We start from the raw sequence: 11,547 nt of genomic DNA, 5'->3' as shown, positions 1-11,547 counted from the left end.
CGCTTCCAAGGCCGCGCACCTGGACTGGGATGTCGCTACAGGAGACCGATCGTGCTGCTCATTTTGAAACTGAAACCATTGCGCCTCCTCACTGCCGCAGTCACCCTGGGCGCAATGATGGTGATGCCGCTGCCATTGAGTGAGGCCGGCTTCACCATTCCGGCCGCATTTGCCGACGATGATGACGATGACGACGACGATGATGACGACGACGACGGTCCCCGGTATTATCGCGACGTCCTGCCTGATCCGCGCCCGGTCATTCGTCGGCCTTCCCGCGAGCGTCGTGAACCCGTGCGCCGTGCACCCATACGCCGCCCGGCCCCGGTTCCGGCGCAGGCGCCGAACGAGCTCGTCGCGATAGGCCTGCAGGAAGACGCGATCGCGGGGCTGGTCCAGGAAGGCTTTGCCGTTGACGATCGTGTCCAGCTGTCGCTCGCCGGCGGCGAAATGGTGCGGCTCACCGTGCCGCGAGGGATGACGCTCGAAACGGCGCGCGCTGCCGTTGCTGCCCGCGATGCCACGGCAACCGTCGACCTGAACCATTTCTATCGGCCGCAATCGGAAAGCAGGTCAGGCTGCGCCGGCAAGGGTTGCACGCTTGTGCGTGAGATCGTTGGATGGCCAAAGGGCGATGGCGCCGGATGCGCAAAGCCGCACCGTATCGGTCTCATCGACACGGCGATCAATGCCGACCACATGACATTGGTCAATTCCCGGCTTGAAGTCATCCGCCTTGATCAGGGCCAAGCGAAAAAAAGTTCGGGCACGCAGCATGGAACTGCCGTCGCCGCCCTTTTGGTCGGTACGTCCGACAGCCGTGTTCCGGGCCTCCTGCCCGGGGCGGAGCTTGTCGCTGTCGATGCTTTTCGGCGGTTCGGAAAGTCTGCCGATATCGCCAGCATCTATGACCTCGTGCACGCGCTGGACCTGCTCGTTCAGCGTGATGTCAGGGTCGTCAACCTGAGCCTGACCGGCCCGGCGAATACCCTGCTGGAGAGCGCGGTGAAAGCGGCGACCAGACGGGGGATGATCCTCGTGGCTGCCGCCGGCAATGATGGACCGAACGCAAAGCCCGTCTACCCTGCGGCCTATGATGACGTGATCGCGGTTACCGCGGTCGACAAGGCGCGCAACCCTTATCGTCGGGCGGTGCGTGGAGACCATGTGGACATTGCCGCTCCCGGCGTTGGTGTCTGGACCGCGGCGTCGATAACCGGAGCACGCCAGAAAACCGGCACATCCTTCGCCACTCCCTTCGTAACGGCAGCGGTCTCGCTGCTGATTGCCGGTGAAACGGATATGTCGCCAGCGAGACTGGAAGCAAGGATACGACAATTCACCGATGACATGGGAGAGCCCGGGAGAGACCCTGTGTTCGGGTGGGGGCTTCTCAATGCAAGGAGGCTTTGTCAAAGCGGAAGCGAACAGGGGCCATCGGCGCTGTAAGTTTGCGCACGGGAAGCGCTTGACCTGTCAGGCGGCCGGCTGGCGCAGCTGGCGCCCGATGCGGGTTCACCATGAGCAAGGTGATTGAATACGGAAAATCCGCACCACGCCCGCGAAAATCGCGTCTGGTCATTGAAAATGGGGGGAGACGGGCGGTCTTCAGCGCGTCAGTATCATATCAGGGTCGAGGTCCGAAGACCGCCCGCGACGTCTTTGCCTGCTATCATTGCGTTTGTCAGACGCAACAACCCGGAAACATGAGCGCTACCTCCGTTTCCTTCTGCAGTTTGCTGGCCGATCGGGGTTGTCACTTCCGACTGTCCGGCAACGCCATCCTTTCCCAGCAATCGAAACAGCACCGGAAGCTGCTCCCCCACTGGAAAGGACCGAATCAGAATACTCCGGTTCCAAACAGGGGGGATAAGTTTTTTTGCGTGCCGGGGCGAAGAATGAGCGAAATCAGCGGCTTGCAGGGCAAAATATTTTTTTAGGCCGAAAATCTATCCCACCACGTGGGCCAGTTGTGCCCCCGTTCAGGGCCCGCAGCCTTGCCACCAACCCACCTAGCTTCAATGCCTGATCCTGTAAACCGCTGCGGGCGCGGTGTCCGTGCTGTCAGTTCTCCCGCAGGATCGATGCGATTATTGCGGCAACGTGTCGAAGCGCGGTATCCGTGTGCCGGCGGTGGTGCCAAGCGAGATGGAGGGGGAAGCCGGCGATTGGGATCGGCGGCGGAAAAGAGACAAGTCCGCCTTGGGTCGCCACAACGCGTGAAGGCAGCATGGAGATCATGTCCGAGCCCTGAAGGAGCGACGGGACAAGCTGGAAGTTTGGCACGACGAGACCGACGCGCCGGGCGAGCCCGCGCCTGGTGAGTTCGGCGTCTAGCGGGGTTCGCGTGTCGCCCCGGCCGGAGACGAGGATGTGCGGATAGCCCAGCCAGGTATCGAGCTCGAAGTCGCTGGCTATGGGATGGCCCTCGCGCATGGCGACCAGATAGTGCTCCACGAGCAGTTCCTCCCGATGAAGTTCGTCGTCCGCAGGCGGGAAAACGGAAATGGCCAGATCGGTCGTTCCTTCCACCAATTGAACACGGGCGGCGTCGGCTCCGTGCCAAGGCTGGATCACAAGGTCTATGCCCGGCGCAGAATGTTGAAGTTGCTGTTGCATGGGCGCGATGACGAGCAACGCCGGATAGTCCGCCATCGTAACGCGCAGGGTCTGGCGTATCTCGCTGAGCGGCACTTCCGGCGGGTCGACCAGATCCACGACACCCGCCAACAGCGATTTCAGCGGCGCGCGCAGCGCCTCGGCCTTCGGGGTCAGGCGCATGGTCCCGCGACCGCGTTCCAAAAGCTCGTCGCGAAACAGAAGGCGACAGCGTTGCAGCGCGGCCGAAGCCGCCGGCTGGGACAGGCCGACCCTTTCGGCGGCGTGACTGACGTGGGCCTCGTCCAGTAGTGCGTCGAGTATGACGAGAAGATTGAGGTCGAGCGTTCTTAAATTCATGGAACCGATAATAGATTATAATAAAAATCGATTGGAGTAATTTTTCGTGCAGCGCAATCGTCGCTCCATCTCAGCCCAAAAGAGAGGCGATCATGAGCAAGACACTCATCCTCCTGTTCCATCCCGACCTCTCAAGGTCGAAGGCAAATGCCGCCATGGCTACGGCAGCGGCGAGGCTGCCAGATGTCGAAATCGTCGACATGCAATCTGCCTATCCCGACGGCATCGATATGTTCCGCGACGGTGAAAGCGAGGCGGCACGCCTGCTCGCCGCCGGGCGCATCGTGCTCCAGTTTCCCGTGCAATGGTATTCGACGCCGCCCTTGCTGAAAGCGTGGCAGGATTCCGTGCTCACGCGCATGTTCTATGTCAACTATGAGACGGAAGGCCGCGTGCTGGAAGGGACCGAACTGATGGTGGCGGCCACTGCGGGCAATGTGCCGGAAGCCTATCGGCCGGGCGGACGCAACATGTTCGAGATCGAGGCATTGTTTGCGCCGCTTCGGGCTACTGCCAATCGCTGTGGTCTTGAATGGTCGCCGCCCTTCGTCATATATAAGGCGGACAAACTGCCACCCGAGGCGCTAAGGGCCGAGGCGGATCGCTATGCTGACCGGCTGGCCGAAGCCTGCCGGTGAGAGCAGCTATGCAACCGCCTTCGCCACCATGTCCGGATGCTGGCCGATCACCTTCACATAGGCGATAGCGAAATCTGGTGCGGTTACCCGCGCCTGCTCCCAATCGCGTAGCGTGCCGACCGGAACCGGAAACCGGCTGGCGAACTCGGACTGCAACAGGCGAAGCCCGGTTCTCGTCTTGCGGATCAGGCGGGCGCGCTGGCCCCGATCCATAGCTTCGGTCGTCACGTCGAAATCGTCGGCGTCGGCCGGATCAGCAGGCAGCGTAATATGCTCTTTCTTCACCTTGTTGCTCCTTCTCACCGAGATGAAGCGAGGCAGATCGCCCCGCCGCAGTCAAAACGGAAACCGGGTTGACTGGTGCCGCTATTCAACGGAACTGTAATTCAACGCCTGACCAGCAATCTTTCCAGCGCTTCTGCGACAAGGGCGGGTACGCCCTTCGGGTCGTCGAGATATGCTGCTTCGAGCAGACCGTCCGACAGGGCGACGAGCAGCGAGGCAGTAACGGATGGAGTGGGATCGCCATCTGCCAGCAGAAGTTCCCGCAGGACATCGTGATGCCAGGTACGGCGCGCATCGATGGCTTGCCGCACAGCGCTTGTCGGGTCGGGATATTCGGCGGCCGCGTTGAGAAACGGGCACCCACGCCAGCCGCCGGCAACCACGGCCGCGCTGATCCGCCCCATGATAGCCGAGATCATCGCTCGCGGCGGTTGCTCGGGAAGCGCTGAAACGGCATCCCGCCCAAGCCGGTCCTGCTCCTTGATATAGGTCAGGACGAGATCATCCTTTGACGGGAAGTGGTTGTAGAAGGTCGCCTTGGCCACGCCGGCCTCCGCGATGATGCGGTCGATGCCGACGGCGCGAATGCCCTCGGTATAGAAGAGACGGGTGGCCGTATCGAGCAGGCGGCGACGTGCGGCGCTTGCTCCGGTGTCGTTCTGCGAAGCGGTCTTGTCCATGCACTTGACTCTAACAGACAGGTCTGTATGCTGCAAATAGACAGACCTGTCTGGATAGGAGGAGATCATGCAGACGAGCGACACAGCCGAGATCATGCGGCGATTCAACCAGGCGTTCCGCGATCACACGCCCGAGACACTCAGGGGCCTGATCGCCCCTGACTGCGTGATGGAGTCTATTCAGCCGGCGCCGAACGGAACGCGATACGAAGGCCATGACGCCTGCCTCGCGTTCTGGGAAGCGCTGGCCAATGACCCGGTTGCGCATTTCGACGTCGAAGACACGATCACAATGGGCGACCGCGCCATCATCCGCTGGCGTTTCAACTTTGGCGCCGGGGACTCGGTCCGGGGCGTCAACCTGATGCACGTCCGTGACGGCCTGATCGTCGAGGCACTGGGGTACTCAAAAATCCCCGGCCTATCGACGCCGCTGCCGGAGTGACAGCAACAATCCATCAGCGTTTCAAGGAGGAAAGCTCATGATTATCATCGCTGGCTACACTCGCACCGACGTTGAGAAGCGGGACCGTGCCGCGGAAGCCTTCAAGGGCATGGTGCAACGCGCGAGAGCGCAAGATGGCTGCCTCGACTTCTCCATAAGCGCGGATGCGGTCGATCCGGAGCGCGTCAATCTATTCGAATGCTGGCGCGACCAAATCTCGCTGGACGCCTGGCGCAAGGTCGCGAAAGGAGGGCCGCGAGGGAAGCCTCGGGAAGTGGCAGTAAGCCTCTATCGCACCGACAAAGCCGAAAAGCCCTTCCAGGCCCGGATTTCAGGAGGTGAAAAGATGAATGCCGACAGCAAGACGACCCTCGAAATCGTCAACCGTTTCCATGATGCGTTCGAAAAGCATCGCCCCGAAGATCTCGATGATCTGATTGGTGACGGCTGTGTCCTTGAGAATACCACGCCCGCACCCGATGGCGCGCGCTACGAAGGGCGTGCGGCCTGCCTCGACTTCTGGAAGGGGATCGCATCCTCGGCGAACCTCGTCTTCGAAGCCGAGGATATCTGGGCCAGCGAGGATCGCGGCATTATCCGCTGGCGGCTCCGTTGGGGCGAGAGCGCGGCGGATCGGGTTCGGGGGGTAAACATCATGCGCGTTCAGGACGGACAGATCGTTGAAGGTCGAGGTTATGTGAAGGGATAGCCGCGATGCAACGCAGCTGGTTGAGGGCAGCGTCGCGTCGACGGAGGCTCCAGCAGCTTGTGTCTCGCCATGGAACTGCGCTCAGGGCACGCCATCGCCCATCTGCCAGGCTGGCGTTTCCGCAAATTCCGGCGGGCCGCCCTGGGTGAGCAGATAGCCATATGTATCGCCCGCCAGCCCGTCGTCGGGCGCTCCGGAGCCATCGGGCGATGCCCAGTCGGCGTGACGCGGGTTGGAAACGGCAAATGTGGTCTGATCGACGTCATAGCGGATGACGAGGTAACGGACATTGTCCATGGGCTCGCCGGAGGTGAGTGTCTGGAGTGCCTCCTCGGCTCGGAACCTGTCTGCCGGCGATGCCGCAGCCCAGCTTCCATTGCCTTCTGCGGCATCGAGCATGCGGTCAAGAGCGTAAGTCGGGCCGAGACGCTGGTCGGCGCTGAGCTTCGAACTGTTGGCCTTGATCTCGGCTACGATATACTGCCTGGTCTTGGGGTTGTACATGAAGATATCGACCCCGTGGCCGGACGGGTTCTTGGCCGTGAGTATCGTCGTATAGCCCCGTTTTTTGAAGTCGTTGATGGCAAAATCTTCCGCAGCATCGCCGATTTTCTGATTCTGCGGTTTGATGGTCGGTTTCGGTTGGACGACCGGGGGCTTGCCAGGTTCAGTCACGACTTCAAGTTCAGGCAGGTGCCTGCTTGCATTGGTGCGGCGCAGGGCAAGCCTGTCCGGCTTGCCATTGACCCCCGGCTGCCTGTACCAGACATAGTCTGACCGGTTCAGGTTATTGGCAGCAATGTAATCGTCATATGCCTCTTGCGACGAGCCTTTCAGGCCGCCGTCCGGCCCGTCCGTGCGGGCCATTTCCCGGCCGGTGGAGGGCTGCTTTATGACCGAGGGATCGGTGATTTTCGGATCGGTGGCGATGCGCTGCAGTCCCGAAAGATAGCCGGTATAATCGCCGATCTCGGCTGAAATCTGGGCTTTTTCGTAGTCCGACAGGCCGGGCTTCTGCAGATCCTGGCGCAACTGCTGCAGCTTGGGGGTCAATTTTTCCAGTTCGAATTGGATCTGATAGGCCTTGGTGCCGGGCTTTGCGACGTCGGCGCCGAGGAAGCTCCGCAGATTTCCCTGGAACCCGTTGTTCTGATACATCAGCCGGGCAACGCGCCTGTGATTGGCTATATCCGCCTGCGAGGCGGAAGGGCCGGCCTCGATGACAAATCCGCCGTTTCCGGACGGGTCATCGACGATGCGAATCTCGTTTCCCTGGAGCTGCGGATTCTTGACGACGGTCGGTTCATAGGCCGCAAGCAGATTCCGCGTCTGCGTGACGGGGTTGAACATGCCTGCAATGTTTCGCGGGGTCGGCGAAGGACCGCGTGACATGTTCACGCCAATCGTCGTGCCCCAGAAGCCCATGGAGAGGATGGCGGATGCTTTTTCCTCGCCGGACATGGAGCCCCAGTTGGTGGCGCTGTAGTGGGCCATATTGGCGATGGCCGCCGCATCCGCAGTGTTTGAAATGGCCGTGCCGTACCCGAGAATACGCGCCATTGTCGGGGTAAGCGTCGCGCCTTTCGATGCGATGTTCGCCAGTTTCGCGGCGCTTCCGAACGCCGCCGCTCCGGCGATGCTCGATACGCCGTCGAGCCAGAGCATGCGCGCGTCGGCATCCGTGATGGGATTGATCGACTGGCCATGTTCAGCGCGGTCGGCAAGCTGGGTCCCGGCGCGATAGGCCCCCCAGCCGGCGGCGGCGACGCCGACGCCGGCAACGATGGGCGTTGCGACACCGCCAGTTCCGATGATGACCGCCGCGCCCACGATGATGCCGCCCACCAGCGCGGCCTTGTCGATGATCTCGGTTACATGCTCGCCGAAAGTGTCGACGGTTTTCGGCGTGTTCTCTGGACCGGACAATTTGACCGATCCATCCGGATTCTGGGTAAGCTGACCATCGGCAGGATAGGTCATTGCACCGGGAGGCAGCTGATTATTGGCCTTCCAGTCGTTGAAATCCTTGTATTCACGACCGAGATTATCGACGAATTTGTCGCCACCGGCTGTCGATACCCGGAACAATGGCAATGTCACTGTGCCCGTCTGGCTGCTGGAATACTGGATCGGCAGCACCGTGACGGCGATGTCGCCTCCGCCGGCCGTCCTGCGAATCTGGTCGGCGATTGTCTGCACGGGCTTGTTGTCTTCACCGCCAAAGAGCGAGAGTTCGCCATTGGCGACCTTGGCCTGCATGTCCTCATCTGACATGCCCTCCGGAATGACCGGTTTCGAGCCCATGGCGGTGCCGATCGTGTTTTCAAGGTCCGTGCCCTTGAGCACCATGGGCGCATTGCCGCGCAGTTCCAGATATTGACCTGCGGTCTCCTGCGCAGGCGGATTGACAAAAACCGGATTTTGCCAGGGATCATCGGTCTTCTTCAGGGTGTCGGCATTGATGTTCCTGTCTGAACGGACGATGGCGAGCGCATTGGCACGCGCCCCGAGGGACAGCGAGACGTCGTCACCGGTTCCCGGAAACAGCAATTCGCGCCCTTGGTCGGTATCGAGAATGGACTGAAGGCGACGAGCCTCCGCATCGCGCGTCCGGGCATCGTCCGGGAACCACTCGCGGGCGAGGGCTGTGGCCATTTCACCCGGGCCACCCTCGGGATTCGAGCGCAAGGTCGGGCTATAGGTATCGGAGAGCGCAAAGACATTCTGGACAACCGCGCTTGTAGTGGGCGTATGGGCCCCCGAATTCACCGCCATGAGAACCGCCTGCAGCGAATTCGTGCGGTCCATGGTTGTCTGTCCAGTGTCGGCCTCCGTCCTGAAGCCGATCGACTGGATGAAAGCGGCAGCTTTTTCAGGGCCGAGCGCTTCAATTGCGCTTCGCAGCGACGACATATCGTATTTGCCATCCTCGCCGACCGTCGCAGGTGTGCTTGCCCGGACGGCCTGATTGGCAAAATAGCGGGCTCTGAACTTGTCCTCCTGACCGGGTTGCCCGCCGGATTCCGGTGCGGCAAGGGTTGCCGCCCGCGCGGCCATCCGCTCACTGACGATGGTTCGCAATGCCGGGTCATCGGACCGGCTCGCCGCCTCGGCGAGATAGCTGATGTCCGACAGACCGCTATCCGTGTCGAGTTTGGCAAGCACCTTGTCGAGGAGATATTTCTTCGTGCGCTCATCCAGCTTGCCGAGATCACCGTCCTCGCCCTTGAGGGCTTTCATGACCGTTTCCACGCCGTCCGTATATTTGAGCTCCTTGCCATCCAGCCAGGTATCGACCTTCTGCTGATTTTCGGCATCGCGCACAAGCTGGACCGCTTCGGGATTCTGCTTCAGCGCAAGCTGCACCTCCGGCGGCTGGCCTTGCGACAGATCCGTGAAGGTTTTCTTGACATCGCCCGGTCCTCCTGCGGCGCGTGCCTTGTCGATGATGCCGCGCGCCGTGTTTTCCGCTTCCGATCCGGTATGGCCACTTTCCCTCAGCCGAATGCCCATATCCTTGGCGACCTGCTCGATCTCCTTCTGGGCCGATCCCGCATCCTGCCAGTTGCGATCATACAGATATTGCAGTTGCGCCGCCCGTTCGCCCTGCGGAAGGCTTTCCAGATAGGACTTCACGTCAGTTGCAATCTCGCCGCTCTTGCCCTCTTTACCCTTGAGATGGAGTGCGTCGCCGAAACTGTCGGCGGCTGCATTCCTGATCGCGGTGCTGGCAGGAGCCGCGTCCTTCCATGTCCTCGCATCCGCCTGCAGGCGGTTCGCCGCAGCCTGGCGCTCCGAGGGAGGGAGGGCGTCGAGATAGGCTTTTACATCCTTCTGAATATCCTGGCGTTCCGCATCGGCCTGCTCGGGCGACAATGTCTTGTCTTCCAGCACTTCCCGACCGCGCACGCGCAAATCATTGAGGAAGGCTTTTTCGTCCGCCGGTACGCCATTGACGTCCTTGGGGCTGCTGGCTGTCAGAACCGGATCGCGCTGCGGGATGAAGATGACCTCGTTGGGATGCAGCACGTCATTCGGACCGAAAATACCCTTGTTGGCATTTTGAAGCTCAATGAGGGTGATTCCGTTGTCGCGTGCGATGCGCTCGGGCGCATCCCCAGCCTCGACCACCGCGACTTTCTCTTCGAGAGGATCAATCTTGCCGGACCCGCCGGCTTTCTTCCTGTCCTGCAGGGCTTGATTGATGCTGCTCGTAAACGCCCGTTCCTGCTGGGTATTTGCGGGGGTGACCACATTCCCTGTCTTGTTGTAACGGAATTTGCCATTCTCATCGATCCGGAACATCGTGTCCTCCAAAATGCGATGCAAACTATAGTTAATCCGTGACGGAGCTCAGGACCAATAAGAATAGCTGCCGGCTGTAACGCCAAATGACATTTTGTAACAATTCTGAACAGACGATTGCCGACTTACTGCTGACGGTGCTTCAGGCGATGCTTCCTCCGGCCGGAACGGTCCACTGAATAGACGCACCGGCTTAACAGTTACTTCAGCCGTTGCCGACACGAAACCATGTGCGCTAAGTTTTGAACGATGACCAAAGAATATATCCTCGACGGCACGAAGATCACGTCACTTGAGGCTTTTTACGATCAGGTGAGCGAACGACTTGTTCCGGGTGTAACTTGGGGAAGAAGTCTTGATGCCTTTAATGACATCCTGCGCGGAGGCTTTGGCACGCCCCAAGGCGGATTTGTGCTTCGGTGGGCCGATTCAGAGGTATCTCGGGAAAATCTGGGCTATCCGGAAACGGCAAGGCAGTTGGAGAAACGGCTGGCACGCTGTCACCCCGGCAATCGGGAGCTTGTGCAATCCGATCTAGGCCGAGCGCAAAAAGGGCAGGGGACCACCGTATTCGATTGGCTTGTTGAGATCATTCAAATCCATGGCGCCGGCGGTGACGAGGCCAAAGACAACGTCAAACTCGTCCTGGAGTGATGTGTCCACTATCCATCCGACACCTGCATCTCTTTCTCCCGCCATCCGCGTGCATTGACACCAGCGGTGATGGCGAGAGCTTCCAGCGCGGCAATGTCGTCGCCGGAGAGCATCCAGTCGGCGGCGCGCAGCAGTGATGTAACTGACACACAACTGGGCAGGTGCGAGAGATATTGCCTAAAATGTAGGCGATCCGGAATTAACCCGGTCGGCGAGAAAGCTCGATGGGCGCCTGCGTCGGAGGCTGGCATGATTTTTGCTTGCATAAGATCAGCGTAATTTCCAGGAGTTGATATGATGCAACCGACTACCGCAATGCCAGATGACGGCAATACCCTGTTTCCGATAGTGCTGTCATTGGTAGCTGCGGCAGCAACCGGCGTTTTGTGGGCCTATGCCAATCCCATTCAACTGGTTCCCGGTGTCATTCAATGGCGGATCTTTGCTTTTCTGCCCCCGTTGATCGGCATTCTCCTTGGGGCGCGAAGCGGCTTCATATGTGGCTATTTGGGAACGATCGTCTGGTCTCTCTTGGCGGGCACGTTCATTCCAGCTCATTCTCTGATTGTCGATGGCATCATGGTCGGGTTGACTGGGCTCGTGCCCGGTCTCTTGTTCAATCCGGACAGAACCCAGTTCAACCGCGCAACGCTCGTAAAAATAGCGCTTGTGTGCCTGGTTGTCGGGCTCGTCATGGTCGCGATCGTTTCTGCCAGCCTCGCTTATCTCGGCATATTTCCCTACTGGTGGGCGGTTTTCTATCTCGGACTTTCAGACATTGTGCCGATGTTGATCGGAACGCCTATGTTGGTCGTTCCAGCATTGAAAATACTGAAAAGCGCCCACAGCTCCGGGTTCACCCGGTTCTGAATC

The 11,547-nt window shown here is 60.2% G+C and carries 11 protein-coding genes and 1 pseudogene; 7 read left to right on the top strand and 5 right to left on the bottom strand.

Features of this window, described 5'->3' with window-relative positions:
- Positions 1-51: 51 nt before the first annotated feature.
- Positions 52-1,449 carry a S8 family serine peptidase gene (locus M8997_RS16845; protein WP_250015856.1) on the top strand — a complete coding sequence of 466 codons (1,398 nt, stop codon included), beginning with the start codon at positions 52-54 and terminating at the stop codon, positions 1,447-1,449.
- 615 nt (positions 1,450-2,064) lie between these two features.
- On the opposite strand, the gene M8997_RS16840 is transcribed toward M8997_RS16845, so the two are convergent.
- A complete protein-coding gene (locus tag M8997_RS16840) occupies positions 2,065-2,958 on the bottom strand; it encodes a LysR family transcriptional regulator (RefSeq protein ID WP_250015854.1) in 894 nt (297 codons plus the stop codon).
- A 92-nt stretch (positions 2,959-3,050) separates the two neighbouring features.
- On the opposite strand from M8997_RS16840, the gene M8997_RS16835 reads away from it, so the two are divergent.
- A complete protein-coding gene (locus M8997_RS16835; protein WP_250015852.1) occupies positions 3,051-3,596 on the top strand; it encodes an NAD(P)H-dependent oxidoreductase in 546 nt (181 codons plus the stop codon).
- A 6-nt stretch (positions 3,597-3,602) separates the two neighbouring features.
- On the opposite strand, the gene M8997_RS16830 is transcribed toward M8997_RS16835, so the two are convergent.
- Both M8997_RS16830 and M8997_RS16825 read right to left on the bottom strand, forming a co-directional pair.
- Positions 3,603-3,881, bottom strand: a complete 279-nt coding sequence (locus tag M8997_RS16830) for a transcriptional regulator (RefSeq protein ID WP_250015850.1) — start codon at positions 3,879-3,881, stop codon at positions 3,603-3,605.
- 101 nt (positions 3,882-3,982) lie between these two features.
- On the bottom strand, positions 3,983-4,561 hold the full coding sequence (locus tag M8997_RS16825) for a TetR/AcrR family transcriptional regulator (protein ID WP_250015849.1): 579 nt from the start codon (positions 4,559-4,561) through the stop codon (positions 3,983-3,985).
- Positions 4,562-4,628: 67 nt separating this feature from the next.
- On the opposite strand from M8997_RS16825, the gene M8997_RS16820 reads away from it, so the two are divergent.
- The 3 genes and pseudogenes from M8997_RS16820 (at position 4,629) to M8997_RS16810 (ending at position 5,715) form a co-directional block, all read left to right on the top strand.
- Positions 4,629-5,006 carry a nuclear transport factor 2 family protein gene (locus tag M8997_RS16820; protein WP_250015848.1) on the top strand — a complete coding sequence of 126 codons (378 nt, stop codon included), beginning with the start codon at positions 4,629-4,631 and terminating at the stop codon, positions 5,004-5,006.
- A 37-nt stretch (positions 5,007-5,043) separates the two neighbouring features.
- A pseudogene (locus M8997_RS16815) lies at positions 5,044-5,232 on the top strand (putative quinol monooxygenase); the annotation flags it as partial.
- Positions 5,233-5,352: 120 nt separating this feature from the next.
- A complete protein-coding gene (locus tag M8997_RS16810) occupies positions 5,353-5,715 on the top strand; it encodes a nuclear transport factor 2 family protein (RefSeq protein ID WP_250016070.1) in 363 nt (120 codons plus the stop codon).
- 81 nt (positions 5,716-5,796) lie between these two features.
- Here the strand turns inward: M8997_RS16810 and M8997_RS16805 are convergent, their stop codons facing one another.
- On the bottom strand, positions 5,797-10,020 hold the full coding sequence (locus M8997_RS16805) for a DUF4781 domain-containing protein (RefSeq protein WP_250015847.1): 4,224 nt from the start codon (positions 10,018-10,020) through the stop codon (positions 5,797-5,799).
- Positions 10,021-10,269: 249 nt separating this feature from the next.
- On the opposite strand from M8997_RS16805, the gene M8997_RS16800 reads away from it, so the two are divergent.
- Positions 10,270-10,674: a barstar family protein gene (locus M8997_RS16800; protein WP_250015846.1), complete on the top strand. Its 405-nt coding sequence runs from the start codon at positions 10,270-10,272 to the stop codon at positions 10,672-10,674.
- 8 nt (positions 10,675-10,682) lie between these two features.
- Here the strand turns inward: M8997_RS16800 and M8997_RS16795 are convergent, their stop codons facing one another.
- On the bottom strand, positions 10,683-10,823 hold the full coding sequence (locus tag M8997_RS16795) for a hypothetical protein (RefSeq protein ID WP_250015845.1): 141 nt from the start codon (positions 10,821-10,823) through the stop codon (positions 10,683-10,685).
- Positions 10,824-10,968: 145 nt separating this feature from the next.
- Here M8997_RS16795 and M8997_RS16790 point away from each other — a divergent pair, with 145 nt between their 5' ends.
- A complete protein-coding gene (locus tag M8997_RS16790) occupies positions 10,969-11,544 on the top strand; it encodes an aminotriazole resistance protein (protein ID WP_250015844.1) in 576 nt (191 codons plus the stop codon).
- The last annotated feature ends 3 nt before the right edge of the window (positions 11,545-11,547 follow it).

Origin of the sequence: Phyllobacterium sp. 21LDTY02-6, from assembly GCF_023554255.2 — a bacterium.
Classification (GTDB): Bacteria; Pseudomonadota; Alphaproteobacteria; order Rhizobiales; family Rhizobiaceae; genus Phyllobacterium.
This window is presented reverse-complemented; position numbering and strand designations above follow the sequence as displayed.